Genomic DNA, 26,834 nt, shown 5'->3' with positions numbered 1-26,834 from the left:
GTTCCGCGGCGAAATTGGCTCTCCCCCATCCAAGCTCACTGCGTGTAGCTTGTTTCCCCCTCCGGGGGCGGCGCCTGGGCCCGGCAAAGCCGGTTCCGCGGCCCCTGCTGGTGAAGAGACGTTGCCAGGGCCTGCGCCCCGCGCTCGTGGGCTCTTTACCAGGCAGCCGGCGCTGCGGAGGTGATGCCCATGTCCTGCAAGGCGCCCGCCACGGCTTGCACCGCCTGCGCCATTTCATTCGGGCCTATGGCGCCTATGCAGCCGACACGGAAAGTTTCCACCTGGGTGAGCTTGCCGGGATATAGGACAAAGCCGCGATCTCGTGCGGCGGCATAGAACTTCTTGAACTCGTAACGGCTGTCGGCCGGCGCATGGAAGGTCACGATGATGGGCGCCTGGATGGCGGGGTCCAGGAAGGGCTTGAAGCCCAGCTTCGCCATGCCGTCGATCAGGGTGCGGTAGTTGCTCTGATAACGCGCCAGGCGCGCGGGCTGGCCGCCTTCTTCCTCGAACTGGGCAATCGCCTCGGCCAGCGCCACCACCACGTGCGTGGGCGGCGTGAAGCGCCACTGCGTGGTTTTTTCCATGTAGGCGTACTGGTCGTGCAGGTCCATGGCCAGCGACTGGCTGCGGCCGGCGCAGCCGTCCAGCACGGCCTTGCGGATAAAGACGAAGCCCATGCCGGGCACACCCTCCAGGCATTTGCCGCTGGCGGCGACCAGTGCGTCGAAATGCACCTTGCGCGCGTCGATCTCAATGGCGGCGAAGGAACTCATGGCATCCACCAGCAGGCCCTTGCCATGGGTTTTGCAGACGTCGGCCACTTCCTGCAAAGGGTTGAGCACGCCCGCGCCGGTCTCGCAGTGGATCAGCATGACGTGGGTGATGCTGGTGTCGGCCTCCAGCATGGCGTCCAGCGCGGCGGGGGAGACCTGCGCGGCTTCGTCAAAGGGCATGACGGTGCAGCGCCGGCCCATCAGCGTGGTGAGTTTGGCCGCGCGCTTGCAATAGGCGCCGTTGTCCATCACCAGCACGTGGCCGTCGCGCGGCACCACGGTGGCGACTGCCGCCTCCACGCTGAAGGTGCCGCTGCCCTGGAGCGGCACGACGACGTGCGAATCCTTCCCGTTGATGACTGCCAGCAGGCTTTTGCGCACGCTGGCGGTGACGGCGTTGAAGTCGCTGTCCCAGGAACCCCAGTCCTTGAGCATCGCGAGCTTGGTGCGCAGCGTGGTGGTCAGCGGGCCGGGGGTGAGCAGTATTTTGTCTCTGTCCATGTTTTGGTCTTGTCTCGTAGTGTTTAAAAGAAATCGTCAACCTGGCGACAGGCCTTCTATACCTCTGGGCAAAAAGGTATGAACGGCGGTGGAGGGTCTCTTCTCAAGCAGGGGCCGCGGAACTGGCTTTGCCAGGCCGCAGGCGCAGCGGCCCCTCGGGGGCAGGGAGCTACACGAAGTGAGCGACCGTGGGGCATCATTTTTTCCAGGCCTGGGTGCGGCGGTTGATCCACCACGCCAGCGCCATGAACAGCAAAGTCGCAATCGTGGATGCCAATCCGATCAGCACCGCCATAGCCGCCGCAGCGCCGATTTCGCCGGCTTCGTCGAGGTTCAGGATGGCGATGGAGGCGACCTTGGTTTCCGGCGAATAGAGGAAGACGACGGCGGAGATCGTCGTCATGGCGTTGATGAAAAAGTAGCGCGCGATGTCGACCAGGGCCGGCGTGCAGATCGGCAGCGTGACGCGCCAGAAGGTCTTGAAGAAAGGTACCTTGAGCGAGGCGCTGACGGCCTCGAACTCGCCGTCCAGCGCCTTGAGCGCCGTCACCGCCGTCAGGTGGCCCGTGGTGTAGAAGTGCACGATGGTGCACAGCGTGAGCAAGGTCAGTGTGTGGTACAGGCCGTTCAGCGGGTTGTCGGGCGCATTGAAAAAGAAGATGTAGCCCAGGCCCAGCACCAGGCCGGGCACGGCCATGGGCAGCATGGCCAGCATGCGCACAAAACCGCGCAGGCCGTCCATGCCCTTGGTTTTTTCGAGCAGGTAGGCGCTGCAAAACACCAGCGCCGTGCCGAAGAAGGCCGTGCCCGCCGCCATCTTGAGGCTGTTGAGAAAACCGACGCCGACTTCCGCGTCGACCAGGCCCATGGTGTAGTGGCGCAGGCTGGGCTTGAGGTTGTAGGGCCAGAAGCTGGTGAAGGAGGCGAACACCGCCATGCCCAGCATGGCCAGCACCAGGAAGGCGATGGCGCAGCAGTACAGCGTCATCGCCCAGTCGTAACCGCGCGAAGGCGTGGGCCGGTAAGGCACGGCGCGCGCCGTCAGCATCGCGGTCTGGCGCTTGCTGACGTATTTGTCGACCGCGAAGGTCAGCACGGCCGGCGCCAGCAGCAGGATGGCGACCACCGCGCCCTTGGCGAAGTCCTGTTGGCCTATGACCAGCTTGAAGACGTCGGTGGCCAGCACGTTGAAGTTGCCGCCTATGACTTTCGGGATGCCGAAGTCGGTCATGACCAGCGTGAAGGTGACCAGCGCCGCCGAGATCAGGCCGTACTTGGCGCCGGGCAGCGTGATGGTGAAGAACTTGCGCCGTGCGCTGGTGCCCATGGCGTCCGCGGCTTCATAAAGCCGAGCGTCCGACAGCGTGAGCGCCGTGACCAGGATCATCAGCGCATGCGGGAACACCGCGAAACATTCGGCCACCACGATGCCGGGCGCGCCGTAGATCTGTTCTATGCCTATGCCCTGCATCCAGCCCTTGAGCACGCCTTGGTTGCCGAACCAGTAGATCAGCGAAATCGCCGACAGCAGCGAGGGAGCCAGCAGCGGGATCAGCGTGATGCCGCGGAACAGCGCCTTGTACTGCATGCAGGAGCGCGCCAGCGCGTAGGCAAACCCGAAGGCCAGCGGCACGGCGACCAGCGTGACGACGGCGGAAACCCAGAGGCTGTTCCACAGGCTTTCGAGCAGCGCCGGGGTCTGGGCGTATTCGATGAAGTTGTCGAACCAGATGAAGTCGCCGGACTTGCCCAGCAGGGCCTGCTGCAGGATGGCCAGCAGCGGCGCGGCGAGAAACACGACCAGGATCAGGGCGGCCAGCGCCAGGGCCGCGTAGGCCAGATGGTCTATCCAGTGCACGCGCTGCTTGACCATGGGCGGCGCGGGAGGCGTGTAGACCGGCATCAGAACACCTTGATGCGTTCGGGCAGCAGCTTGAGCGGCAGCGAGGAACCGATCTCCAGTGACTGCTCCGACAGGAAATTGAGCGAGAGGTAGACGGTGAGCTTGTGCCCGCCCAGCGCGGGCGAGGCCACGTGCACATGGCAGAAGGAGCCCAGGAACTCGATCTTCTCGATGGTCGCATCGAACACATGGGCGTCGCCGGCGGCGATCGGCCGGGCCAGCACGTCCTCGGGCCGCAGGTAGATTTTCGCTTCGCGGTCTCCGCCGTCGCAGGGCAAGCACAGCGCGCCGAATTTCATCTGGCCGCCGCTCACCTTCACCGGCATCACGTTGACCTTGCCGACAAAGTCAGCCACAAAGGGCGAGGCCGGCTCGCGGTAAATCTCCATGGGCGTGCCGACCTGCTCAATGAGGCCGTGGTTCATCACCACGATGCGGTCGGCCACGCTCAGGGCCTCTTCCTGGTCGTGCGTCACCATGATGGTGGTCACGCCCAGTTTTTGCTGCAGCGCGCGTATCTCCTGGCGCAGCCGCACGCGCTCCAGCGCATCGAGCGCCGAGAGCGGCTCGTCCAGCAGCAGCAAGCCCGGCGAAGTGGCCAGCGCCCGCGCCAGCGCGATGCGCTGCTGCTGGCCGCCCGAGAGCTGGCTGGGGTATTTGGCTTCACTGCCGGGCAGGCCCACCAGCTTGACCAGCTCGCTCACGCGTTTGGCCGCTTCGGCCTTGGGCGTCTTGCGGTTGACCAGCCCGTACGCCACGTTGTCGGCCACGCTGAGGTTGGGAAACAGCGCATAACTCTGGAACACGATGCCGTAATCACGCAGCGCCGGCGGCAACCGCGAGATGTCGCGCCCGCCCTGGTGCACCTCACCGGAGGTCTGCACTTCCAGGCCCGCGATGATGCGCAGCAGCGTCGTCTTGCCGCAACCCGAAGGCCCAAGGAAGCAGACAAACTCGCCCTTGCGGATGTCCAGGTTGATGTCCTGGAGCGCGGTGAAGCCGCCGAACTCCTTGCGGATGTGGCGCAGGTTCAGAAAAGTGTCTTGGGTCATTCGTGGTTTACCTGGACAAGCAGCGCGGTGTCGCGCAAGCGGCCGCGTGGAACCGGCTTTGCCGGGCCACAGCGGCCGTCCCCCTGAGGGGGAGACGGCGGCCAAAGGCCGCCGACAGGGGGCTACTTCTTCTCGGTTTTGGAGTTGTAGCGCTTGGTCCACTCATTGAGGATGCGCTCGCGGTTGTCGGCGGCCCAGGTGAAGTCCATCTTGACGAGGCGCGACTCATAGTCCTTGGGCACATTGGCCAGCGGCGGCGCCAGGCCGGGCTGCGCGGTGATCGCGAAGTTCTTGCCGTACAGCATCATGGCGTCCTTGCTGGAAGCCCAGTCGGCCAGCTTCTTGGCGGCGTCCAGTTTTTTGGTGCCCTTGTGGATGGCAAACGCTTCCAGGTCCCAGCCCAGGCCTTCCTTGGGGAACACGAGGTCAATCGGCGCACCCTTGGCCTTGTTGGCGTTGCCGCGGTATTCAAACGAGATGCCGGCCAGGAATTCGCCGGCGGCCGCCATGTTGCAGGGCTTGGAGCCAGAGTGCGTGTACTGCGCGATGTTTTCATGCAGCGCGTCCATGTATTTCCAGCCGCCGCCCTTGCCGTCCTTGTCGCCGAACAGCGTGAGCCAGGCGGTCACATCGAAGTAGCCGGTGCCGCTGGAGGCGGGATTCGGCATGACGATCTGGCCCTTGTAGATGGGCTTGGTGAGGTCCTGCCAGGTTTCGGGCACGGGGATGTTTTTCTTCTTGGCCTCGACGGTGTTGAAGCACACGGTGGCGCCCCACACGTCCATGCCGAACCAGGCGGGGACTTTTTTCTTGTCGCGGTACTGGCTCATGATCCCGTCAAGGTTGATGGGCGCGTAGGGTTCCAGCATGCCCTGCTTGTCGAGCAACGCCAGGCTGGAGGCGGCCACGCCCATGATGGTGTCGGCCTGCGGGTTGGATTTCTCGGCGAGCAGCTTGGCGGTGATCACGCCGGTCGAGTCGCGGACCCACTTGATTTCGATGTCGGGGTAGACCTTGTTGAAGCCCTCCTGGTAGGCCTTGATCTGGTCGGTTTCCAGCGCGGTGTACACCAGCAACTGGGTTTTCTGGGCGAAGGCGCCGGCCGAGGCGGCGAGCAACCCGAAAATGGCGATCGCCTTTGACAGGGATTTGAGTTGGGTAGCCAGTTGCATAAAAAATCCTTTGTGGAAAACCTGCAATGTTGTGACTTCATCGTGTCGGGGCAGTGACACTGCGATGACGCGACCTGTGTTCAGGCCATATCAACCCAGCTCATTTTTTATTTAACGCCGACCCTCTTATCTTGTCAATTGTTTATTGCAGATTGTTGACAATCTACATTTTTGTGCTTCAATTCAGGGCATGAACGCTGCTTTGCATCCCACCATCGCGCAACTCCAGAACAGCTCCCTCACCACAGTGGTGCAGCAGGAGATCGAAAGAGCCATCCTTGCCGGCGAGTACGAGCCCGGCAGCAAACTGATAGAGGCCACGCTGGCGGAAAAAATGGGTGTCTCGCGCGGCCCGGTGCGCGAGGCCTTCCGCATGCTTGAAGAGGCCGGCCTGGTTCGCACCGAGAAAAACCGCGGCGTCTTTGTGCGCGACATCCCCATCGACGAGGCGGTCGAGATTTTTGATTTGCGCGCGGCCATGGATGAACTCGTCGGCCGCCGGCTCGCGGAAAACATCACCGCCGCCGAAGTCAAGGAACTCAAGGCCCTCGTTGATTCGATGGAAAAAGCGGTCAAGGCCGAAGACCCCCATGCCTATCACTTGCTCAATCTGACCTTTCACGACCGCATGGTCGAGATGGCGGGCAACCGCAAGCTGACCGAGATCTACCGCAAGCTCATCAAGGAGCTTTCGCTGTTCCGGCGCCTGAACCTCGCCGACGGCTGGCTCATGCCGGTGTCGGCCAATGAACACCGGCTGATCGTCAAGGCCATTGCCTCCGGCGACGCCGACGCGGCCGGCCGCGCGATGTTCCAGCACGTGATCGAAAGCAAGGAACGCACGATAGAAAACGACCTGCGTAGGCAAGCCGGACAACAAGCCGGCCCGGCGGGCGGCGGCGCGGCCGCCAAGCCCGCCAAACCTGTGAGGCTGGTTTCCAGCACCGCCGGCGTCTCCAAAGACAAAGACAAAGAAAAAACCAAGGAAGGGCCCTCACGTGGCAAACGCTGAATCGAATACCGGCTTGAAAGTGAACGGCAGGACCTACAAGCTGCCGGCCAAACCCACGGTGGTCGTCTGCGTCGACGGCTGCGAGCCCGACTACCTGGCGCAGGCGGTGGCCACGGGCCAGATGCCCTGGCTCAAGCGCACGCTGGCGCTGGGTTCGGGCCTGACGGGCGACTGCGTGGTGCCCAGCTTCACCAATCCCAACAATATCTCCATCGTGACCGGCGCGCCGCCCAGCGTGCACGGCATCTGCGGCAACTATCTGTTCGACACCGCCAGCGGCACCGAGGTCATGATGAACGACCCCAAGTGGCTGCGCGCGCCCACGCTGCTGGCCGCGCTGTCCGACGCCGGGAAATCGCTGGCGGTGGTGACGGCCAAGGACAAGCTGCGCAAGCTGCTGGGCCACAAGATGAGGGGCATCTGCTTTTCGTCCGAAAAAGCCGACCAGGCCACGCTGGAAGAAAACGGCATCGAGGACGTGCTGGGCCTGGTGGGCCGGCCGCTGCCCAGCGTCTACAGCGCCGATTTGTCGGAGTTCGTTTTCGCGGCCGGCGTGAAGATCATGCAGAAGTACAAACCCGACGTGATGTACCTCTCGACCACCGATTACGTGCAGCACAAGCACGCGCCCGGGACCGACGGCGCCAATTCCTTCTACCGCATGATGGACGGCTACATGCAGCAGCTCGAGGACCTGGGCTGCGTGATCGTGCTGACGGCCGACCACGGCATGAACGCCAAGGTGGCCATGGACGGCACGCCCGACGTGATCTACCTGCAGGACTGGTTCGACGGCTGGCTGGGCGCCGGCATCGCGCGCGTGATCCTGCCCATCACCGATCCTTATGTGGTGCACCACGGCGCGCTGGGTTCCTTTGCCACCGTCTACCTGCCCGAGGGCACCAACATCGAGGTGGCGCGCAAGCGGCTCGCGGCGCTCAAGGGCATGGAACTGGTGCTCTCGCGCGAGCAGGCGGCCGAGCGCTTCGAGCTCCCGGCCGACCGCATCGGCGACATCGTCGCGGTGTCCGAGCGCTTCACGGTCATCGGCACCTCGGTTTCGCGCCACGATCTCTCCGCGCTCGAAGTGCCGCTGCGCTCCCACGGCGGCATGAGCGAGCAGCGCGTGCCGTTGATCGTGAACCGCAAGCTGCCCGGGCTTGACCGCAACCGGCGCTTCCGTAATTTCGATGCCTTTGACCTGGCCTTGAACTATGCGCAAGGCTGAGCCTTGTTTTTATTCCCTCTCCCAGAGGGAGAGGGAGCAATACCCAGGAGCGTTGTGTGACGAGTGATTACATCCGCGACCACCGGCTCAACGCCATGCGCCTCGCGGGCCGCAAGGTCGGCGCCGACCGCAGCGGCGACCGCGTCATCGAGGTGTTCAACCCCTACACCGAAAAGTTGCTGGGCACGGTGCCCAAGGCCACGCTGGAGGAAGTGCGGGACACCTTCGCCATGGCGCACGCGTACAAACCGCAGCTGACCCGCTACGAACGCGCCGCCATCCTGAACCGCGCGGCCGCCATCATCCAGTCGCGCCTGTCGGAGGTCGCGAACCTGATCACCGCCGAAGCGGGCCTGTGCCTCAAGGACGCGATCTATGAAGCCGGCCGCGTCAGCGACGTGCTGCTGTTCGGCGCGACCGAGGTGCTCAAGGACGACGGCCAGATCTTCAGCTGCGACCTCACGCCCCACGGAAAAAAGCGCCGCGTCTACACGCACCGCTCGCCGCTGCTGGGCGTCATCACCGCGATCACGCCCTTCAACCACCCGATGAACCAGGTGGCGCACAAGGTGGTGCCCAGCATCGCGACCAACAACCGCATGGTGCTCAAGCCGTCCGAGAAGGTGCCGTTCTCGGCCATCCTGTTTGCCGACATCCTGTACGAGGCGGGCCTGCCGCCCGAGATGCTCAGCGTGGTGACGGGCGACCCGCGCGAGATCGCCGACGAGTTGATCACGAATCCGCTGGTTGACCTGGTGACCTTCACCGGCGGCGTGGCCATCGGCAAATACATTGCCGCCAAAGCCGGCTACCGCCGCGTGGTGCTGGAGCTGGGCGGCAATGATCCCATCATCGTGATGGAAGACGCCGACATTGACGAAGCCTCTACGCTGGCCGTGCAGGGTTCCTACAAAAATTCGGGCCAGCGTTGCACCGCCGTCAAGCGGCTTTTGGTGCATGAGGCGGTGGCGGGCGAGTTCGTGGAGCAGGTGCTGGCCAAAACCCTGGCCTGGAAATACGGCGACCCCGCCGACAAGGCCAACGACATGGGCACGGTCATCGATGAGCAGGCCGCGATGCTGTTTGAGTCGCGCGTCAACGAGGCGGTGGCGCAGGGCGCGAAACTGCTGGCCGGCAACCAGCGCCGCGGCGCACTCTATTCGCCCACGTTGCTGGACCATGTGCTGCCGCAGATGACGGTGGCGCGCGAGGAAACCTTCGGTCCCGTCTCGCCGGTGATCCGTTTCAAGAATATCGACGAAGCCATCCAGATCTCCAACGGCACGGCCTACGGCCTCTCAAGCGCGGTGTGCACCAACCGGCTGGACTACATCAACCGCTTTGTCAGCGAACTGCACGTCGGCACGGTCAATGTGCGCGAGGTGCCCGGCTACCGGCTGGAGCTCACGCCCTTCGGCGGCATCAAGGACTCGGGCCTGGGCTATAAAGAAGGCGTGCAGGAAGCAATCAAGAGTTTCACCAACCTCAAAACCTACTCTTTACCATGGCTTTGACCTTTGCGGATATAGAGCATCTCTTTGAAGAACGCGGCGGCGAACAATACAGCGGCGAACCCGTAACGCAACTGCAACACGCGCTGCAGACGGCTGCGCTGGGCGAGGCAGAAGGCGCGAGCGACGCGCTGGTCACCGCCGCCCTGCTGCACGACCTCGGGCACCTGCTGCATGACCTGGGCGAGACGCCTTCGCTGCGCGGCGTGGACGATGTGCACCAGTACCGCGCGCTGCCTTTCCTGCGCGGCCTGTTCCCCGACGAAGTGCTGGATGCCATCAAGCTGCATGTGGACGCCAAGCGCTACCTGTGCGCGGCACGGCGCGGCTACCATTCCAGCCTCTCGGCGGACTCCAAGCGCAGCCTGCTGCTGCAGGGTGGCATCTTCTCGGCCGATGAGGCCGCGCGTTTCATCGCCCAGCCCGGTGCTGAAGATGCTGTGAAGCTGCGCCTCTGGGACGACCTGGCGAAGGACGCGGACAAGGCCACGCCGCCGCTGGCGCATTACCTGGCACGCGCGCGGCGCTGTGCCCTTCCCGCCGCAGAGTCCTCGCTTGCCGCCTGACATCCTGGCGCTCACCTGGCCGGTGCTGTGCGCCGTGCTGTTCGGCGCGCTGCTGCACGCGGGCTGGAACGCCCTGGTCAAGTCCAGCGCCGACAAGTCCATGGACATGGCGGTGATCCACCTGATCGGATCGGTGCTGGCCCTGCCGCTGGTGCTGATGGTGGGGCTGCCGTCGATGGAGGCCTGGCCCTTCATCGGCGCTTCGGTATTGATCCATATCGGCTACTACATTGCGACCACGCAGGCCTACAAGCACGGCGACCTGGGGCTCACGTATCCGCTGATGCGCGGCGTGGCGCCGCTGCTGGTGGCGCTGTCGGCCAGCTTCACGCTGGGCGAAACCTTGAGCCCGCTGGCCTGGGCCGGCATCATCGGCATCTGCAGCGGCGTGCTGGTACTGGGCCTGAGCCGCCATGCACTGCATGCGCGCAAAGCGGTCGGCTTCGCGCTCGCCAATGCGGTCATCATTGCGATCTACACCGTGGTCGACGCGCTGGGCGTGCGGGCTTCCGGCAACGCGCTGCAGTACGTCGCCACGCTGTTTCTGCTCGACGGCTGGCCTTTCGGCCTGTTGATGATGGCGCGGCGCGGCCGTGCCATGGCCGACTACGCGCGCCACCGCTGGCCGGTGGCCACCGGCGGCGCGATGGCCTCGCTGGGCTCCTACGGTATCGCGCTGTGGGCCATGACGCGCGCGCCGGTGGCCACCGTGGCGGCGCTGCGCGAAACCTCAGTGCTGTTCGCCGTGCTGCTCGGCACCTGGTTCCTCAGGGAGACGTTCACGCTGCGCCGCTTTGCGGGCACCTGCATCATCGTGGGCGGCGTGATGGCCATCAGGCTGGCCTAGTCCCTGATCTACGCGTTTGCCAGTTTTGATGTGAGGTCCGCACCATGACGCCGACGACACTCCCCAGCCACGCAGAGATCATCATCGTGGGCGGCGGCATCGCCGGCTGCTCGGTGGCCTACCACCTGGCCAAAATGGGCAGGACCGACGTGCTGCTGTTGGAGCAGGGCAAGCTCACCAGCGGCACCACCTGGCACGCGGCTGGCCTGGTCGGCCAGATGCGGCCCAACCGCAACATGACGCAGATGAGCCAGTACGGCATAGAGCTCTATGCCTCGCTGGAGGCCGAAACCGGCCTTGCCACCGGCTGGAAGCAATGCGGCAGCGTCAACGTGGCGCGCACCCCTGAACGCATGAAGGTACTCCGCAAGCAGGTCGCCATGGCCAACAGCTTCGGCGTGGAGTGCCACGAGATATCGCCCCAGGAAGCCGGCGACAAATACTCCATCATGCGCACCGATGATTTGCAGGGCGCGATCTGGCTGCCCGGAGACGGCAAGGCCAACCCGGCGGACCTGTGCGTGTCGCTGGCCAAGGGCGCGCGCAATCGCGGCGTGAAGATCGTTGAAGGCATCGAGGTCACCGGCGTGATCATTGAAAACGGCAAGGCGGTGGGTGTGAAAACCGCCCAGGGCGAGGTGCGCTGCGAAGTCATCGTCAACTGCGCCGGCCAGTGGGCGCGCCAGTTCGGCAAGCTTGCGGGCGTGAACGTGCCGCTGTATTCCGCCGAGCATTTCTACATCGTCACCGGCAAGATCCCCGGCGTGCATCCCATGCTGCCGGTGATGCGCGACCCCGACGGCTACATCTACTACAAGGAAGAGGTCGGCGGCCTGGTGATGGGCGGCTTCGAGCCGCAGGCCAAGCCCTGGAAGATGGACCCGATTCCGTCCACCTTCCAGTTCGAACTGCTGGACGAGGACTGGGACCAGTTCGAGCCGCTGATGACGGCCGCGCTGCACCGCACGCCCTGCCTGGAGACCGCCGAGGTCAAGATGCTGCTCAACGGGCCCGAGAGTTTTACGCCCGACGGCAACTTCATCCTCGGCGAAGCGCCCGAGCTGCGCAATTATTTTGTCTGCGCGGGGTTCAACTCCGCCGGCATCGCCAACAGCGGCGGCGCGGGCCGGCTGATGGCTGAATGGATTGTGGGCGGCGAGCCCGGCGCCGATTTGTGGGACGTGGACATACGCCGCTTCGGCAGCTTCACCGGCAACCGCAAGGCGCTCGCCGAGCGCACCGGCGAAACCCTGGGCCTGCACTACGCGATGCGCTGGCCGAGGCAGGAACTGGAAACGGCGCGGCCGCTGCGCACCTCGCCGCTGTATGACATCCTGGCCGCCAAGGGGGCGGAGTTCGGCAGCAAGAATGGGTGGGAGCGGGCGAGTTATTTCAAGCCGCTGTCACCCTCACCCCAACCCTCTCCCGCAGGCGGGAGAGGGAGCGAAGACCCAGGCTCCACATCGCAAGTTCCGGAGCCTGCAGGCGGCGACCGGTATGACCCCCTCTCCCGCTTGCGGGAGAGGGCGGGGGTGAGGGTTCCCCGTCCTCCCTACACCCTTGACACACCCGGCTGGTTGCCGTGGATGATTGAAGAGCAACAAGCCACACGCCAGGCCGTCGCCCTCTACGACCAGACTTCGTTTTCCAAATACCTGCTGCAGGGCCGCGATGCGCTGGCCGTTCTGCAACGCCTGTGCGCCAACGAGATGGACATTCCCATCGGCAAGATGGTCTACACCGCGATGCTCAACGAGCGCGGCGGTTTTGAAAGCGACCTCACGGTGATGCGGCAAGAAGACATGGCCCCCACAGGCTTCGCCCTGCCCCCCGAGGGGGCGCTGCCGGCTTGGGGCGGCCCGGCGCCGGCATACCGCTTCATGATCATCACCGGCTCGGCGCAGACCGTGCGCGATTTCGACTGGATCACGCGCCACATCGGTGTGGCGGAGCATGCGGTGCTGACCGACGTGTCGGCGATGTATTCGGTGCTGTCGGTCATGGGCCCCAAAGCCCGCGAGTTGCTGGCGCTCGTCAGCCCCGACGACCTGTCGCCCGAGGCGCTGAAGTTCTCGTGGACCAAGGAAATCGACGTGGGCTTTGCGCGCGTGCGCGCGGCCCGCATGAGTTATGTGGGTGGGCCGGGCTTTGAGCTTTATGTGCCGATTGAAATGGCGCGCCACGTCTACCTGGCGCTGATGGAAGCCGGCCGGCCGCTGGGGATTCGCGATGCGGGCTACTACGCGCTGGATGCGCTGCGCATAGAGCAGGGCCGGCGCGCCTGGGGGGCGGAACTGGGGCCGGACGAAACGCCTTGGGAGGCCGGGCTGGCCTTCAGCGTCAAGCTCGACAAGCCCGCCAACTTCATCGGCAAGGCGGCGCTGCTCAACGCGCAGGGACTTGCCTTGCGCAAAAAACTGGTGACGCTGGTGTTTGACACGGGCGACGCTTTTGCCTGGGGCGGCGAGGCCATCATGCTGGGCGGGCAATCGGTGGGAGAGATTTCGTCGGTCGGCTGGAGCCCGCTGGCCGGTGCCTGCGTCGCGCTCGGCTATGTGCGTGGCGCCGGCGCCAACCAGGCTCATGACGGAACGCCGGCGCAGATCGAACTGTGGGGCGAGCGCGTGGGCGTCAAGCTCTACGACCGCTGGCCGCCCGCAAAATCCGGCTGAGCGCTTTTACTACTCGCCTTACTCGCCCTCAGGCAAGTCCATACCGACGAAGCGCACGGTCACGCGCGTACCCGGCGTCTGCGGGTGCCCCGCCAGCGCCGCGTCTTCAATCGAAATCGTTGCGCCGTGCTGCTTGGCGATCTCCAGGACGATGGCCAGGCCCAGGCCCGAGCCGTCCACGTTGGTGCCAAGCGCGCGGTAAAAAGGCTGGAACACCAGCTCGCGCTCCGACTCCAGGATGCCGGGCCCCGAGTCTTCCACCAGCAGCACCAGCACGCCGCTGAAGCGGTCCGTCATCAGGCGCAGCGTGACCTGGCCTTTTTCGGGTGTGTAGTTGATGGCGTTGTCCAGCAGGTTGCGCACGAGCTCCTTGAGCAGGGTCGCGTTGCCTTCGAGCTGCGTCGCCTGTTCACCGGCGTCGGGGCCGTCGTAGCCGAGGTCGATCTGCTTTTCGAGCGCGCGCGGCACCGAGTCGGCCATCACTTCCGAGACGATGTGCACCAGGTCGATGTGCTGCTTGGCCAGGCTGCGGCCGGTGGTCTCGGCGCGCGCCAGCGCCAGCAGCTGGTTGACGGTGTGCGTGGCGCGGATGCTGGCGCGGCCTATGTGCTTGAGCGATTTTTTGAGCTCGTCGGCGTCGGTCTCGCGCTGCGCCAGGTCGGCCTGCATGCGCAGGCCCGCCAGCGGCGTCTTGAGCTGGTGGGCGGCGTCGGCCAGGAAGCGTTTTTGCGTGGTCAGCGAGACCTTGAGCCGGCTCAGCAAATCGTTGATGGAGGACACCAGCGGCGCCACTTCTTCGGGCACCGCGGTTTCATCGAGCGGGCTCATGTCGTCGGACTTGCGCGCGCGTATGCGCTTTTCAAGCTGGGCCAGCGGCTTGATGCCGCGCACCAGTGCCAGCCACACCAGCAGCACGGCCAGCGGCAGCGTGACGAACTGCGGCACCATGGTGCCCTTGACGATTTCGGTGGCCAGCGTCTTGCGTTTTTCCAGCGTCTCGGCCACCTGCACCAGCACCAGCACCGGTTGCGAACTGGCGGGCGCGCCTTTCACGTCCACCTTGAGCCAGGTGTAGGCCACGCGCACGTCCTCGCCCTGGATCACGTCTTCGCGCAGCCGCACTTCGCCGTTGGTGGGCTTGTCCTCGTCGGGCGGCGGCGGCAGGTCGTGCTCGCCGCTCAGGTGTTCGCCGCGCGTGCCCACCACCTGGTAGTAAACAAGGTCGGTGTCGTCGGCGCGCAGGATTTCGCGCGCCGGCGCCGTCAGGTTGAACTGCACCTGGTTGTTCCTGACCACGACCAGTTTCGCCAGCGCCTGCACGTTGTATTCGAGCGCGCGGTCAAAAGGCTTGCCGGCGATGTTCTGCGCCACCAGCCAGGTCAGCGCCAGGCTGATGGGCCACAGCAGCAGCAGCGGCGTGAGCATCCAGTCCAGGATCTCGCCGAAGAGGCTGCGGCGTTCGCGCTGGAAGAGTCTTAGAGCCACTGGCTGGGGTGCTCCAAATCAAGGGCTTGCTGGTTTTGCTCCTTCCCCCTCTGGGGGAAGGCAGGGATGGGGGCTGACGGTGGTAGGTAACCCATGCAGTTCAGGTTTGGGACGCCGCGAGCCCCCATCCCAACCTTCCCCCAGCGGGGGAAGGAGCAAGAGGCGCTAACCCGGGATCTTTTCAAGGCAATAGCCTAGTCCGCGGACCGTCGCAATCCGCACCGGCCCTTTTTCAATCTTCTTGCGCAAGCGGTGGATGTACACCTCGATCGCGTTGTTGCTGACTTCCTCGCCCCATTCGCAGAGGCGTTCCACCAGCTGGTCCTTGCTGACCAGACGGCCGGCGCGCTGCAGCAGCACTTCGAGCAAACCGAGTTCGCGCGCCGACAGCTCCAGCATCTGGCCGTCTATGGTGGCGACGCGGCCGGCCTGGTCGTACACCAGCGGGCCGTGCTTGATGGTGCTGCTGGCGCCGCCCATGCCACGGCGTATCAGCGCGCGCACGCGGGCTTCGAGTTCCTGCAGCGAAAACGGCTTGGCCATGTAGTCGTCGGCGCCGTAGTCCAGGCCCTTGACGCGCTCTTCCACACTGTCGGCGGCGGTGAGGATCAACACCGGCATGGCCGAGCCGCGCGCGCGCAGGCGCTTGAGCACTTCCAGGCCGTGCATGCGCGGCAGGCCCAGGTCGAGGATCAGCAAATCGAATTCGGTGTTGGTGAGCAACGCGGCGTCGGCCTCGGTGCCGCTGGCCACGTGGTCGGCCGCCGCGCCCGAGGCGCGCAAGGTGCGCAGCAGGCCATCAGCCAGCACCTGGTCGTCTTCGGCAATCAGAATACGCATGGTTGTCTCCAGGGGTCGGTCCGCATCAAGAGCGCTGCGGACCAGTGTTTTACTTCTTCGGCAAATTTTAGGCTTTTGTCATCCCAGGTTTGCTGACGCCGGCTGGGGTCAAGCGCCTGCATACGCCTCCAGCCCCAGCGCCACCACCGTGGCCACATCATGCCCCACGGCCTGGCGAAATTCATCCTCGGCCTGGCGCACCGCCTGGTGAAAGGCTTCCAGCCACAGCAGGCCCGACTCGGTGAACACCACCCGGCGCGCGCGTCTGTCGTGCGGATCGGGCTGGCGCGTCACCAGTCCCCAGGCTTCGCACTGGTCGACCAGGTCGCCCATGGCCTGCTTGCTCATGCCGGCGCTTTGCGCCAGGTCGGTCAGGCGCGAGCCGGTGACGGCCAGGTGGCGCGTGATGTGGATGTGCGCGGCGCCGACCTGGTCGCGCGCCGCCAGATTGGACAGCGCCAGCGGCACCTCCACGCTGCCGGCCATCAGCGAGAGCACGCGTTCATCAAAGCGGCGCAGCGCGTGGCCCATCAGGCGGCCCAGGTGGGTTTGCCGCCAGCCGGCTTCGGTGGCGCCGAAGGGGCTGGACATGGGGGGTGAAGGGTTCATGGATGTCGTTTCAGCCATGAAAACCATGCTAACCCAATTAGTCAGGCAAACTGACTAAAAAGAGGGTTTACTTATTTTAATGATGCCCATAAAGTACTGGTCATGCATCCAGCGCTGTGATTAAAAGCAGAGGCCGGAATCCCAGGCAACAAGTTTTACATCATTGATTTTCAAGGAGTTTTTCATGGAACTGACCAGCAAACTGAATCCCGCCCAAAACCCCGTGCAAAGCGCCGCCCTGAACACCGAAAAGGCCAAGGCCTTGCAGGCCGCGCTGGCCCAGATCGAAAAGCAGTTCGGCAAAGGCACCATCATGAAGCTGGGCGACGGCGAGGTGATCGAGGACATCCAGGTCGTTTCCACCGGCTCGCTGGGCCTGGACATCGCCTTGGGCGTGGGCGGCCTGCCGCGCGGCCGTGTGGTCGAAATCTACGGCCCGGAATCCTCGGGCAAAACCACGCTGACCCTGCAAGTCATCGCTGAAATGCAAAAACTGGGCGGCACCTGCGCCTTTGTGGATGCCGAGCATGCGCTGGACATCCAGTACGCGCAGAAACTGGGCGTCAACCTGCAGGAATTGCTGATTTCCCAGCCCGACACCGGCGAGCAGGCGCTTGAAATCGTCGATTCCCTGACCCGCTCCGGCGCTGTGGACCTGATCGTGGTCGACTCGGTGGCGGCGCTCACGCCCAAGGCCGAACTTGAAGGCGAAATGGGCGACTCGCTGCCCGGCCTGCAGGCCCGTTTGATGAGCCAGGCGCTGCGCAAGCTCACCGCCACCATCAAGAAGGCCAACTGCATGGTCATCTTCATCAACCAGATCCGCATGAAGATCGGCGTGATGTTCGGCTCGCCCGAAACCACCACCGGCGGCAATGCGCTGAAGTTCTACGCCTCGGTGCGCCTGGACATCCGCCGCATCGGCTCCATCAAGAAGGGTGAAGAGGTGATCGGCAACGAAACCCGGGTCAAGGTGGTCAAGAACAAGGTGGCCTCGCCCTTCAAGACGGCGGAGTTCGACATCCTCTACGGAGAGGGCATCAGCCGCCTGGGCGAGGTGCTGGATCTGGGCGTGGCCGGCCACATCGTCGAGAAAGCCGGCGCCTGGTACGCTTTCAACGGCGAAAAAATCGGCCAAGGCCGTGACAACTCGCGTGAATTCCTGAAAGAAAACCCGGAACTCGCGATCGAGATCGAAAACAAGGTGCGCGAATCGCTGGGCATCCCTCTGGTGCAGGTCGCGGGCAGCGTAGATGCCCCGGCCGAAAAGCCGGCCAAGGCTGAAAAAGCCGAGAAGGCCGAAAAGCCTGCCAAGGCCGTAGCCTGAGAGGTTTTTAGCCCGGCCTGAGGGTGCTTGTGCGGCCCAGGCCCGGTGACACCATGGACAAACCGTCAGATCGCAAACCCCCGAAACCCGCCTCCCGTGCGGGTTTCGGCCTTTCGCTCAAGGGGCGCGCGCTGCGTTACCTGGCCGGGCGCGAACATTCGCGCGCCGAGCTGGAGCGCAAGCTGGCGCCCCATGAAGAAACGCCGGGGCAACTGGCCCAGGTGCTGGACGACCTGCAGGCCAAGGATTTCATCAGCGAGGCGCGTGTGGTGGAGTCGGTGATCAACCGTCGCGCCGGGCGTTTTGGCGCGGCGCGCATCAAGCGTGAGTTGCTGGGCAAAGGCCTCAGCGCGGAACGGGTGGCCGGGGCCATGGCCAGCCTGAAAGGCAGCGAACTCGAGCGAGCTCGCGAGATCTGGCGCAAAAAGTTCGAGGGACCGGCGCCTGATGCGGCCGGCCGCGCCAAGCAGATGCGCTTTCTGGCGGCCCGGGGCTTTGGCGGGGAAGTGATCCGCCGTGTTGTGTCGCAAGCCGATGAAGATTGAGGCTGGGCCGCCCTTCAAGTAGGGGCCGCGGAACCGGCTTTGCCGGGCCGCAGGCGCAGCGCCCCCTCGGGGGGCAGCGAACCACACGAAGTGGGGAGCGTGGGGGCTCTATATATTCAGCATCAATTTCAAGTTTTGCACGGCGGCACCTGATGCGCCCTTGCCCAGGTTGTCCAGCCGCGCCACCAGCACTGCCTGGCGGTGCTCTTCGTTGGCGAACACGCGCAGTTCCATCTTGTTGGTGTCGTTGAGCGCCAGCGCGTCCAGCTTGCCCGACTCGGGCGCGGCTTGCACCGTCACCCATTCGCTGCCGGCGTAGTGTTTGGCGAGGATGTCCTGCAACTGTGTGCCGGTCGGCTTGCCGGGCAGCAAGTCCAGGTGCAGCGGCAGTTGCACCAGCATCCCCTGCTTGAAGTTGCCGACCGAAGGAATGAACACCGGGCGACGTGACAGGCCGGTGTATTTCATGATTTCGGGCAAGTGCTTGTGCTTCAGGCCCAGGCCGTAGAGCTCAAACAGCGGCGCGGTGCCGGCCTCGTAGTCCTCGATCATCTGCCGTCCGCCGCCGGAGTAACCGCTCACGGCGGGAAGGCTCAAAGGGAAATCAGCGGGTATCGCGCCGGCGTCGACCAGCGGGCGGATCAGCGCGATCGCGCCGGTGGCGTAGCAGCCCGGGTTGCCGACACGGTCGGCGGAAGCCACGGCGGCGCGCTGGGTCTGGGTCAGTTCGGGAAAGCCGTAAACCCAGCCCGGCACGGTGCGGTGTGCGGTTGAGGCGTCAATGATCTTGGGCTTTTTGCCGGTCAGGGAATCGATCATGGCCACCGATTCGCGGGCCGCGTCGTCATGCAGGCAGAGGATCACCATGTCCACTTGCGCCATCAGCGCGCGCTTGGCGGCCGCATCCTTGCGCAGCTCGGGCGTGATGCTGACCAACTCGATCTGCGGCATGGCTTGCAGCCGCTCGCGGATCTGCAGGCCCGTGGTGCCGGCTTCTCCGTCAATAAAAACTTTGGGCATGAAGACTTCCAGGTACTGACAATAGAAATACGCAAATAAGGCAAATATCGGGTATTGCGAAGCGGCTCAAAAGCCCCGCAAAACACCCCATCACGCTCAATTTCGGCCCATTTAGGGGTGTAAGCCGGGCACAAGAATTGTGCGTCGCACCATGATACAGTTCTGCGTTGCTGCCTGCAGTGACCGCCGACGTGGTTTTTTGGGCCGGTGTGGCCTGTTTCCGACACCCCATAGCCCAGCCCAAATCCCAGTTGCACCCCCTCTTTTACTGAATTCTGAAGGTTTTTCATGAAAATTCACGAGTACCAGGGCAAGGAAATCTTGCGCAATTTTGGTGTGCCTGTGCCGCGCGGCATTCCGGCCTTCACGGTGCAGGAAGCGGTGGAAGCCGCCCAGAAGCTCGGCGGCCCGGTGTGGGTGGTCAAGGCGCAAATCCATGCGGGCGGACGCGGCAAGGGCGGCGGCGTGAAGGTTGCCAAGACCATTGAGGACGTCAAGCGCATTGCCGGCGAAATCCTGGGCATGCAGCTGAAGACGCACCAGACCGGCCCTGAAGGCCAGAAAGTCCGCCGCCTCTATATTGAAGACGGCGCCGACATCCAGAAGGAATACTACATCTCGGCCGTGACCGACCGCGAGTCGCAGAAGGTGGCCTTCATCGCTTCCAGCGAAGGCGGCATGGACATCGAAGAGGTGGCCCATTCCAACCCCGAAAAAATCATCAAGGTGTTTGTCGATCCGCTGGTCGGCATGACGGACGCCCAGGCCAGGGAAGTCGCCGCCGGCATCGGCATGCCCGCCGACTCCGTGGCACAGACCGTCGACATCCTGCAAAAGCTCTACAAGTGCTACATGGAGACCGATGCGTCGCTGGTTGAAATCAACCCCCTGAACCGCAACAGCAAGGGCGAAATCATGGCCCTGGATGCGAAGTTCAACTTCGATGCCAATGCGCTGTTCCGCCATCCTGAAATCGTCGCTTACCGCGACCTCGACGAAGAAGACCCGGCCGAAGTCGAAGCCAGCAAGTTCGACCTGGCCTACATCAGCCTGGACGGCAACATCGGCTGCCTGGTCAACGGCGCCGGCCTGGCCATGGCGACCATGGACACCATCAAGCTGTTCGGCGGCGAGCCGGCCAACTTCCTGGACGTGGGCGGCGGCGCAACGGCTGAAAAAGTCACCGAAGCCTTCAAGATCATGCTGAAGAACCCCGATGTCAAAGGCATCCTGGTCAACATCTTCGGCGGCATCATGAAGTGCGACACCATCGCCGACGGCGTCATCACCGCCTGCAAGGCCGTGAACCTGTCGGTTCCGCTGGTCGTGCGCATGAAGGGCACCAACGAAGACCTGGGCAAGAAAATGCTGGCGGACTCCGGTCTGCCCATCATTGCCGCAGACACCATGGCCGACGCCGCGACCAAAATCGTGGCTGCCGTCAAGTAAGCCCAGGAGAACACAAGCATGTCGATCTACATCAACAAAAACACCAAAGTCATCACCCAGGGCATCACCGGCAAGACCGGGCAGTTCCACACCCGCATGTGCCGCGACTACGCGAACGGCCGTGAAGCCTTTGTGGCGGGCGTAAACCCCAAGAAAGCCGGCGAAGACTTCGAAGGCATCCCGATTTTCGCCAACGTCACCGAGGCCGCCCAGGCCACCGGCGCGACCGTCTCGGTGATCTACGTGCCGCCCGCGGGCGCGGCCGCCGCCATCTGGGAAGCCGTGGAAGCCAACCTCGACCTGGCCATCTGCATCACCGAAGGCATCCCCGTGCGCGACATGCTGGAAGTGCGCAACCGCATGAAGGCCAAGGAAGCCGCCGGCGGCAAGAAAACCCTGCTGCTGGGCCCCAACTGCCCCGGCCTGATCACGCCTGAAGAGATCAAGATCGGCATCATGCCCGGCCACATCCACCGCAAGGGCCGCATCGGCGTGGTCAGCCGCTCCGGCACGCTGACTTATGAAGCCGTGGCGCAACTGACCGAAATCGGCCTGGGCCAGTCCAGTGCTGTCGGCATCGGCGGCGACCCGATCAACGGCCTCAAGCACATCGACGTGATGAAGGCCTTCAATGATGACCCGGACACCGACGCCGTCATCATGATCGGCGAAATCGGCGGCCCGGACGAAGCCGAGGCGGCGGTCTGGTGCAAAGCCAACATGAAAAAACCCATCGTCGGCTTCATCGCCGGCGTGACGGCCCCGGCCGGCAAGCGCATGGGCCATGCGGGCGCGCTGATCTCCGGCGGCGCCGACACGGCCGACGCCAAGCTGGCCATCATGGAAGCCTGCGGCTTTACCGTGACGCGCAACCCCTCGGAAATGGCCAAGCTGCTCAAGGCGCTGCTGTAAGGCACCCCGCGGCCGCATTCGTAAGCATTAATACGAACGCCGCCCGGCCCCATCCGGGCTAAACTCGAAAAAACAAAAAAAAGCGCTGCCCGGCGCTTTTTTTCATTCATAACAGGAGATAGCCATGTTTTTCGGACTGGACCTCGCGTCCCCTCTCTTCTGGAGCGCTTTCGGCTCCATCATCCTCGCCAACATCGTGCTGTCGGGCGACAACGCCGTGGTGATCGCCATGGCGGCGCGCACGCTCAAGCCCGAGCAGCGCAGCAAGGCCATCTTCTGGGGCAGCGCCGCGGCGATCGTCATGCGTATCGTGCTGACCATCGTGGCCATCCAGCTGCTGAGCCTGCCTTACCTGAAGCTCATAGGCGCCATTTTGCTGGTCTACATCGGCGTGGACCTGCTCAAGGGCGAGGAAGACGAAGACGGCGAGGGCCATGAAATCAACGGCATGATGGCTGCCATCCGCACCATCCTGATCGCCGACCTGGTCATGAGCCTGGACAACGTGCTGGCCGTGGCCGCCGCCGCCAAGGGCAACCTGCCGCTGCTGGTCCTGGGCTTGTTGGTCAGCATTCCGCTGATCATTTTCGGCGCCACTTTGCTGACCAAGGTCATGGAGCGTTTCCCCATCATCATCACCATCGGCGCCGCCCTGCTCGGTTTCCTGGCCGGTGAAATGCTGCTGACCGACCCTGCCGTGGTGTCTTATTTCGGCCCCATCAGTGAGCACACGGTGACGATAGGCGGGATTCTGGGCGCAGTGCTGGTCGTGGCGCTGGGCACTTACCTCACCAAACGGCGGCAGAACAAGGCGTCTTCCGCCTGAATCCCGCAGGCCCACCTCCTCGTGGCGGAGGCAGGGCCCCCAAACATGCCTTTCCATGCCCGCGTCGAGCGGGCTTTGGCGCATGGGCTGAAAAACCACTTATTTGCAACAGTCGGTCCGGTTGCCGTGCAAAAGTCCCTTGTCCAGCCGCACCCCGTCTGTTAATGTCCTTTTATTCAGGGGACTTGTAACCTGCCGAAACAACCGGCGGGGGCTGCCTGGTGCGCCAAAACGGCCGTTACCGGGCGTCGGGTAATACAAAGCAATTAAAAAAAGAGCGGCTAGCTTATGCACGGCGAATCAGGACAAGGGACGGGTAGTGGCCTCATCATCTAGAAAGCTGAGTCAGTTCTGGCGGGCCGACTGGTTCGTCGGGGTCCTGGTGGTGCTGGCCGTCCTTTTCCTGCATGGCCTGACGGATTTCTTCGGCACGCTGGAGCGCCGCTACTACGACTTCGCCAGCACCAGCACCTCGCGCCAGCCGTCCGACCGCATCGCCATCATCGCCATCGACGACCAGAGCATTGCCAACATAGGCCGCTGGCCCTGGCCGCGCGACGTACACGCCCAGCTGATCGACCAGCTTTCCGCCGCCAAAGCCAAAACCATCGCGCATACCGCCTTCTTCTTCGAGCCCCAGACGGACCGCGGATTGGTGTTCATCCGCAAGATGAAGGAAGCGCTAGGCCCCGTGGCGGACCCGGCCGCGCCACCTCAGGGTGGCTTGCCTGAGCAGCTCGGCAAGGTCATCGCGGAGGCCGAAATCGCCCTGGACACCGACGCCAAGCTCGCCGCCAGCATGGCCAAGGCCGGCAACGTCCTGGTGCCCTCGGTTTTCCAGCTTGGCGTGCCGCAAGGCCGTCCCGACAACCCGCTGCCGGCCTATGCGCTGAAAAGCGCCGTGGATGAAACCAATAACTTCTCGTTGCCGGCCATACGCGGTCAGCAGCCTATCGAGCAGATAGGCACGGCGGCCGCCGGCATTGCCCACCTGAACCAGTTGCCCGACGTGGACGGCGCCGTGCGCCAGGAGCCGCTGCTGATCAACTACTACGGCAAGGCCGTGCCCTCCATGAGCCTGCTGGTGGCCGCCAAAAGCCTGAACCTCGGGCCGTCCGACATCAAGCTCAACGTGGGCGAATCGGTGCAGATCGGCAAGTTGATGATCAAGACCGACGAGTCGGCGCTCATGCTGCCGCAGTTCTACAAAGGCAGGGACGGCCGGCCGGCGTTTGCCGTCGATTCGTTTTACGACGTGATTTCCGGCAAGATCCCGGCGGCCAAGTACGCCGACAAGATCGTGATCATAGGCGCCACTGCCGCGGGTGTGGGGACGCAGTTCCCGACGCCGGCCGGTCCCGGGCTTTCCCCGGCGGAAACCATTGCACACATCACTTCCAGCATCCTGAGCGAGCATTTCATCGTGCAGCCGGGTTGGGGCGTTTGGGCCACGCTGGGCGTGCTGCTGCTGGTCGCCGGCTACCTGATCGCCGGGCTGCCGCGCCTGTCGGCGGGCAAGGCCGCCATCGTCACGCTGGTGCTGTTTGTGGTGCTGCTGGTGCTTGAGTTCAGCCTGCTGTCGGCGGCCGCGACCTGGCTCAAGTTCGTTTTCCCTGCGGCCCTGCTGGTCATCGGCCACCTGGCGCTGACGACCAAACGCTTCCTCATGACCGAGGCCGGCAAGCTCAAGTCCGATGAGGAATCGGCCGAAACCAACCGCATGATGGGCCTGGCGCTGCAAGGCCAGGGCCAGCTCGACATGGCGTTTGACCGCTTCCGCCGCGTGCCCTTCACCGACGCGCTGATGGACAACATGAACAACCTCGCGCTCGACTTCGAGCGCAAGCGGCAGTTCAACAAGGCCCAGGCCGTGTACGAGTACATGGCCAGCTACAACAAGAACCACAAAGACCTGCAGTCCCGGCTCAACCGCGCCAAGAACCTGTCGGAAACCGTCATCCTGGGCGGGGGTGGGGCGCACCCCGGCGGCACCATGCTGCTGGACGGCGGCGGTGTCGAAAAGCCCATGCTGGGCCGCTACCAGGTGGAAAAAGAGCTGGGCAAGGGGGCCATGGGCGTGGTCTACCTCGGCAAGGACCCCAAGATCGGCCGCGTCGTGGCCATCAAGACCATGGCGCTGAGCCAGGAGTTCGAGGGCGAAGAACTCGACGATGCGCGCGAGCGCTTTTTCCGCGAGGCCGAGACGGCCGGGCGGCTGCAGCACCAGAACATCGTGACCATTTTCGACGCCGGCGAAGAGCATGACCTGGCCTACATCGCGATGGAATTCCTCAAGGGCAAGGACCTTGCCGACGTGACCAAGGACGGCAGCCTGCTGCCGATCCCCAAGGTCTTGTCCATCGTGGCGCGGGTGGCCGAAGCGCTGGCTTACGCGCACAAGCAGAACGTGGTGCACCGGGACATCAAGCCCGCCAACATCATGTACGAGATCGACAGCGACACGGTGAAGGTGACCGACTTCGGCATCGCCCGCATCACCGATTCGAGCAAGACCAAGACCGGCCTGGTGCTGGGCACGCCCAGTTTCATGTCGCCCGAGCAGATTGCCGGAAAAAAAGTCGACGGGCGCTCGGATTTGTATTCGCTGGGCGTCATGCTGTTCCAGATGCTGGCCGGCGTGCTGCCCTTCCGGGGCGATTCCATGGCCGAGCTGATGTACAAGATCGCCAACGAAGAAGCGCCGGACATCCGCATCATCCGCAAGGAGCTGTCCGCGCGGCTGGCTGAAATCGTCGCGCTGTCGCTGGCCAAGAAACCCGAACTGCGCTACCAGGACGGCGATCGCTTTGCCGCCGACCTGCGCGAGGTCATTGCAAGCCTGGGCGGTGCCGCGCCAGCTCCATCGGCCTACGCCGCACCGCCGGCCGCGGCCGGGGCTTCGTTCGACGCCACGGTGGTGCAGTCCGCCTCCGCCGCCCAGGCACCCGAAGCCAGGGCCTATGATGCGACCCAGGCCATGAATGCGGGCGAAGCCCCAACGTTTGATAAAACCGTTGTTTCCAGGCCGTCCGCCGCCGACACAGACACCCAGTGACAACACGAACAAGATGATCTACGAGATTTGTACACATACCGACCCAGGGTTGACGCGGGACAACAACGAAGATGCGGTCGCGTTTGATGCCGCGACCCGGCTTTGCATCCTGGCCGACGGCATGGGCGGCTATAACGCCGGCGAGATCGCCAGCGGCATGGCCGTGGCCTTCATCAAGTCCGAAATGGGGCGCTGGCTTTCCCAGGCCGGCCGGCACGCCAACGCCAGGGAAGTACGCCGGGCGCTGGAAATCTGTGTCGAAAACGCCAACCACTCGATCTTCAACGCGGCCAACTCCAATCCCCAGTACACGGGCATGGGCACCACGCTGGTCGTGGGCGTCTTCCAGGACGGGCGCCTGATGCTGGGCCATATCGGCGACTCGCGCTGCTACCGCCTGCGCGGCCAGGAACTGCAGCAGATCACCAAGGACCACTCCCTGCTCCAGGAGCAAATTGATGCAGGGTTGATCACGCCCGAACAGGCGCTGACCTCCCTGAACAAGAACCTGGTGACGCGCGCCCTGGGCGTGGAGGACACCGTGCTGGTCGAAGTCAACGAGCACCGCGTGGAAGCAGGCGACCTTTACATGATGTGTTCGGACGGTTTGTCGGATATGGTGGCGGACCCGGGCATTGCCGCCATCCTGGTGGGGACGGGTACGCTGGAGCAAAAGTCAAAGCAGCTGATTGCCGCGGCGAACGAGGCCGGCGGACGCGATAATATTTCCGTCTTGCTGGCATACGCGAAAGAAGACTCGGCCAAGCGCGGCCTTTTGTCCAGAATGCTGGGAAAATAGCGCGGTGACTGAAAATTTAAAAACAGACAGGAGTCGGCCATGCCGAAAATGATCGTCTCTATTGACGGCGTTGTGATCAAGGAAGTCCAGCTGACCAAAGACCGCACGTCTTTGGGCCGCAGGCCCTACAACGACATCGTCATTGACAACCTCGCTGTCAGTGGGGAGCACGCCGTCCTGCAAATGTCTGGCAATGAGGTCTATCTCGAGGACCTCAACAGCACCAACGGCACCTATGTCAACGGCAAGGCCGTCAAAAAGCTGCTGCTGCAAAACAGCGACACGGTGGAAATCGGCAAGTACAAGATCAAGTATGTAAACGAGGCCGCACCGGCCGGATTCGAGAAAACCATGATCATCAAGGCCGGCTCCGCCGGCCTGGTCGCGCCGCCCCCGGGTGGTACGCCCGCAGCGGCGCCGGTTGACGCGGGCGGCGGCCCCAGTGCTGCCATCAAGGTCATGTCGGGCGCGGCGGCCGGCCGTGAGGTGGCGCTGGTCAAGGTGGTCACCACCATCGGCAAGCCCGGCGTCGCGGTCGCGGCGATCACCAAGCGGCCCCAGGGTTTTGTCGTGGCCCACGTGGAAGGCACCGGAAAACCGACCCTCAACGGCGCGCCTATCGGGGCCGAGCCCGTGGTCCTGAAAAACGGCGACATGCTCGAGCTGGCCGGAACGCAAATGCAGTTCGTCCAACATTGACCCGGGTGCCCGCGCGGGCTTGGCCGTA

22 protein-coding genes are annotated in these 26,834 nt (G+C 64.0%); 14 read left to right on the top strand and 8 right to left on the bottom strand.

What is annotated here, in order from left to right; translation table 11 throughout:
- Window positions 1-155: 155 nt before the first annotated feature.
- From ACLV74_RS09950 to ACLV74_RS09935, 4 genes are all read right to left on the bottom strand, one after another.
- The gene (locus ACLV74_RS09950; protein WP_411879231.1) at window positions 156-1,277 is read right to left on the bottom strand and encodes a 2-aminoethylphosphonate--pyruvate transaminase; all 1,122 of its coding nucleotides are present in this window, start codon (window positions 1,275-1,277) and stop codon (window positions 156-158) included.
- Window positions 1,278-1,473: 196 nt separating this feature from the next.
- Window positions 1,474-3,180: a putative 2-aminoethylphosphonate ABC transporter permease subunit gene (locus ACLV74_RS09945; protein WP_411879230.1), complete on the bottom strand. Its 1,707-nt coding sequence runs from the start codon at window positions 3,178-3,180 to the stop codon at window positions 1,474-1,476.
- Window positions 3,180-4,232 (bottom strand): putative 2-aminoethylphosphonate ABC transporter ATP-binding protein, encoded by a 1,053-nt coding sequence (locus tag ACLV74_RS09940; protein ID WP_411879229.1) that lies wholly within the window; start codon window positions 4,230-4,232, stop codon window positions 3,180-3,182. Before ACLV74_RS09940 ends, ACLV74_RS09945 begins: the two co-directional genes overlap by 1 nt.
- A 122-nt stretch (window positions 4,233-4,354) precedes the next feature.
- Window positions 4,355-5,404 carry a putative 2-aminoethylphosphonate ABC transporter substrate-binding protein gene (locus ACLV74_RS09935; protein ID WP_411879228.1) on the bottom strand — a complete coding sequence of 350 codons (1,050 nt, stop codon included), beginning with the start codon at window positions 5,402-5,404 and terminating at the stop codon, window positions 4,355-4,357.
- A gap of 190 nt (window positions 5,405-5,594) precedes the next feature.
- Between ACLV74_RS09935 and ACLV74_RS09930 the strand changes: the two genes are divergently transcribed.
- The 6 genes from ACLV74_RS09930 to ACLV74_RS09905 all read left to right on the top strand — a co-directional run bounded on the left by ACLV74_RS09930 (window position 5,595) and on the right by ACLV74_RS09905 (window position 13,240).
- Entirely contained in the window at window positions 5,595-6,416 is an 822-nt protein-coding gene (locus ACLV74_RS09930; protein WP_411879227.1) for a phosphonate utilization associated transcriptional regulator, read from the top strand.
- Entirely contained in the window at window positions 6,403-7,644 is a 1,242-nt protein-coding gene (gene phnA / locus ACLV74_RS09925) for a phosphonoacetate hydrolase (RefSeq protein ID WP_411879226.1), read from the top strand. Before ACLV74_RS09930 ends, phnA begins: the two co-directional genes overlap by 14 nt.
- 95 nt (window positions 7,645-7,739) lie before the next feature.
- Entirely contained in the window at window positions 7,740-9,158 is a 1,419-nt protein-coding gene (gene phnY, locus ACLV74_RS09920) for a phosphonoacetaldehyde dehydrogenase (RefSeq protein ID WP_411879256.1), read from the top strand.
- Complete coding sequence (locus tag ACLV74_RS09915) at window positions 9,149-9,721, top strand: phosphonate degradation HD-domain oxygenase (protein WP_411879225.1); 573 nt, start codon at window positions 9,149-9,151, stop codon at window positions 9,719-9,721. The genes phnY and ACLV74_RS09915 overlap by 10 nt, the downstream gene beginning before the upstream one ends.
- Complete coding sequence (locus ACLV74_RS09910; RefSeq protein ID WP_411879224.1) at window positions 9,711-10,568, top strand: EamA family transporter; 858 nt, start codon at window positions 9,711-9,713, stop codon at window positions 10,566-10,568. Before ACLV74_RS09915 ends, ACLV74_RS09910 begins: the two co-directional genes overlap by 11 nt.
- Before the next feature lie 44 nt (window positions 10,569-10,612).
- Complete coding sequence (locus ACLV74_RS09905; protein ID WP_411879223.1) at window positions 10,613-13,240, top strand: GcvT family protein; 2,628 nt, start codon at window positions 10,613-10,615, stop codon at window positions 13,238-13,240.
- Between the two features lie 18 nt (window positions 13,241-13,258).
- Here ACLV74_RS09905 and ACLV74_RS09900 read toward each other — a convergent pair whose 3' ends face one another.
- The 3 genes from ACLV74_RS09900 to ACLV74_RS09890 all read right to left on the bottom strand — a co-directional run bounded on the left by ACLV74_RS09900 (window position 13,259) and on the right by ACLV74_RS09890 (window position 16,156).
- On the bottom strand, window positions 13,259-14,665 hold the full coding sequence (locus ACLV74_RS09900; protein ID WP_411879255.1) for a sensor histidine kinase N-terminal domain-containing protein: 1,407 nt from the start codon (window positions 14,663-14,665) through the stop codon (window positions 13,259-13,261).
- 225 nt (window positions 14,666-14,890) lie between these two features.
- The gene (locus ACLV74_RS09895) at window positions 14,891-15,565 is read right to left on the bottom strand and encodes a response regulator transcription factor (protein WP_007870259.1); all 675 of its coding nucleotides are present in this window, start codon (window positions 15,563-15,565) and stop codon (window positions 14,891-14,893) included.
- A gap of 108 nt (window positions 15,566-15,673) precedes the next feature.
- A complete protein-coding gene (locus ACLV74_RS09890; RefSeq protein ID WP_411879254.1) occupies window positions 15,674-16,156 on the bottom strand; it encodes a MarR family winged helix-turn-helix transcriptional regulator in 483 nt (160 codons plus the stop codon).
- 202 nt (window positions 16,157-16,358) lie between these two features.
- Here ACLV74_RS09890 and recA point away from each other — a divergent pair, with 202 nt between their 5' ends.
- On the top strand, window positions 16,359-17,501 hold the full coding sequence (recA, locus tag ACLV74_RS09885) for a recombinase RecA (RefSeq protein ID WP_411879222.1): 1,143 nt from the start codon (window positions 16,359-16,361) through the stop codon (window positions 17,499-17,501).
- A gap of 53 nt (window positions 17,502-17,554) precedes the next feature.
- Window positions 17,555-18,046 (top strand): recombination regulator RecX, encoded by a 492-nt coding sequence (gene recX, locus ACLV74_RS09880; RefSeq protein WP_411879221.1) that lies wholly within the window; start codon window positions 17,555-17,557, stop codon window positions 18,044-18,046.
- 108 nt (window positions 18,047-18,154) lie between these two features.
- On the opposite strand, the gene argC is transcribed toward recX, so the two are convergent.
- Window positions 18,155-19,066: an N-acetyl-gamma-glutamyl-phosphate reductase gene (argC, locus tag ACLV74_RS09875; RefSeq protein ID WP_411879220.1), complete on the bottom strand. Its 912-nt coding sequence runs from the start codon at window positions 19,064-19,066 to the stop codon at window positions 18,155-18,157.
- Between the two features lie 288 nt (window positions 19,067-19,354).
- Here argC and sucC point away from each other — a divergent pair, with 288 nt between their 5' ends.
- The 6 genes from sucC to ACLV74_RS09845 all read left to right on the top strand — a co-directional run bounded on the left by sucC (window position 19,355) and on the right by ACLV74_RS09845 (window position 26,806).
- Window positions 19,355-20,515, top strand: coding sequence for an ADP-forming succinate--CoA ligase subunit beta (gene sucC, locus ACLV74_RS09870; RefSeq protein WP_411879219.1), 1,161 nt, complete (start codon window positions 19,355-19,357; stop codon window positions 20,513-20,515).
- 18 nt (window positions 20,516-20,533) lie between these two features.
- Window positions 20,534-21,427, top strand: coding sequence for a succinate--CoA ligase subunit alpha (gene sucD, locus ACLV74_RS09865; RefSeq protein WP_411879218.1), 894 nt, complete (start codon window positions 20,534-20,536; stop codon window positions 21,425-21,427).
- Window positions 21,428-21,551: 124 nt separating this feature from the next.
- Window positions 21,552-22,253 carry a TerC family protein gene (locus tag ACLV74_RS09860; RefSeq protein WP_411879217.1) on the top strand — a complete coding sequence of 234 codons (702 nt, stop codon included), beginning with the start codon at window positions 21,552-21,554 and terminating at the stop codon, window positions 22,251-22,253.
- 319 nt (window positions 22,254-22,572) lie between these two features.
- Window positions 22,573-25,308, top strand: a complete 2,736-nt coding sequence (locus ACLV74_RS09855) for a CHASE2 domain-containing serine/threonine-protein kinase (RefSeq protein ID WP_411879216.1) — start codon at window positions 22,573-22,575, stop codon at window positions 25,306-25,308.
- Window positions 25,309-25,321: 13 nt separating this feature from the next.
- Complete coding sequence (locus ACLV74_RS09850; protein ID WP_411879215.1) at window positions 25,322-26,107, top strand: Stp1/IreP family PP2C-type Ser/Thr phosphatase; 786 nt, start codon at window positions 25,322-25,324, stop codon at window positions 26,105-26,107.
- 39 nt (window positions 26,108-26,146) lie between these two features.
- Window positions 26,147-26,806: an FHA domain-containing protein gene (locus tag ACLV74_RS09845; protein WP_411879214.1), complete on the top strand. Its 660-nt coding sequence runs from the start codon at window positions 26,147-26,149 to the stop codon at window positions 26,804-26,806.
- Window positions 26,807-26,834: the final 28 nt, after the last annotated feature.

Origin of the sequence: Polaromonas sp. YR568 (assembly GCF_943369415.1) — a bacterium.
GTDB lineage: Bacteria > Pseudomonadota > Gammaproteobacteria > Burkholderiales > Burkholderiaceae_C > Polaromonas.
The sequence above is the reverse complement of the archived record's forward strand: the minus strand, read 5'-3'. Positions and strand labels throughout refer to the sequence as shown.

Excerpts from the sequence above, each read along its gene's own strand:
- ACLV74_RS09900 (WP_411879255.1), bottom strand. The coding sequence starts at position 14,665 with ATGCTCACGCCGCTGCTGCTGCTGTGGCCCATCAGCCTGGCGCTGACC.
- ACLV74_RS09890 (WP_411879254.1), bottom strand. The coding sequence starts at position 16,156 with ATGTCCAGCCCCTTCGGCGCCACCGAAGCCGGCTGGCGGCAAACCCAC.
- ACLV74_RS09905 (WP_411879223.1), top strand. The coding sequence starts at position 10,613 with ATGACGCCGACGACACTCCCCAGCCACGCAGAGATCATCATCGTGGGC.
- ACLV74_RS09945 (WP_411879230.1), bottom strand. The coding sequence starts at position 3,180 with ATGCCGGTCTACACGCCTCCCGCGCCGCCCATGGTCAAGCAGCGCGTG.
- recA (WP_411879222.1), top strand. The coding sequence starts at position 16,359 with ATGGAACTGACCAGCAAACTGAATCCCGCCCAAAACCCCGTGCAAAGC.
- sucD (WP_411879218.1), top strand. The coding sequence starts at position 20,534 with ATGTCGATCTACATCAACAAAAACACCAAAGTCATCACCCAGGGCATC.
- ACLV74_RS09950 (WP_411879231.1), bottom strand. The coding sequence starts at position 1,277 with ATGGACAGAGACAAAATACTGCTCACCCCCGGCCCGCTGACCACCACG.
- phnY (WP_411879256.1), top strand. The coding sequence starts at position 7,740 with ATGCGCCTCGCGGGCCGCAAGGTCGGCGCCGACCGCAGCGGCGACCGC.
- ACLV74_RS09915 (WP_411879225.1), top strand. The coding sequence starts at position 9,149 with ATGGCTTTGACCTTTGCGGATATAGAGCATCTCTTTGAAGAACGCGGC.
- ACLV74_RS09845 (WP_411879214.1), top strand. The coding sequence starts at position 26,147 with ATGCCGAAAATGATCGTCTCTATTGACGGCGTTGTGATCAAGGAAGTC.
- ACLV74_RS09935 (WP_411879228.1), bottom strand. The coding sequence starts at position 5,404 with ATGCAACTGGCTACCCAACTCAAATCCCTGTCAAAGGCGATCGCCATT.
- ACLV74_RS09940 (WP_411879229.1), bottom strand. The coding sequence starts at position 4,232 with ATGACCCAAGACACTTTTCTGAACCTGCGCCACATCCGCAAGGAGTTC.
- argC (WP_411879220.1), bottom strand. The coding sequence starts at position 19,066 with ATGCCCAAAGTTTTTATTGACGGAGAAGCCGGCACCACGGGCCTGCAG.
- recX (WP_411879221.1), top strand. The coding sequence starts at position 17,555 with ATGGACAAACCGTCAGATCGCAAACCCCCGAAACCCGCCTCCCGTGCG.
- sucC (WP_411879219.1), top strand. The coding sequence starts at position 19,355 with ATGAAAATTCACGAGTACCAGGGCAAGGAAATCTTGCGCAATTTTGGT.
- ACLV74_RS09860 (WP_411879217.1), top strand. The coding sequence starts at position 21,552 with ATGTTTTTCGGACTGGACCTCGCGTCCCCTCTCTTCTGGAGCGCTTTC.
- ACLV74_RS09930 (WP_411879227.1), top strand. The coding sequence starts at position 5,595 with ATGAACGCTGCTTTGCATCCCACCATCGCGCAACTCCAGAACAGCTCC.
- ACLV74_RS09895 (WP_007870259.1), bottom strand. The coding sequence starts at position 15,565 with ATGCGTATTCTGATTGCCGAAGACGACCAGGTGCTGGCTGATGGCCTG.
- ACLV74_RS09850 (WP_411879215.1), top strand. The coding sequence starts at position 25,322 with ATGATCTACGAGATTTGTACACATACCGACCCAGGGTTGACGCGGGAC.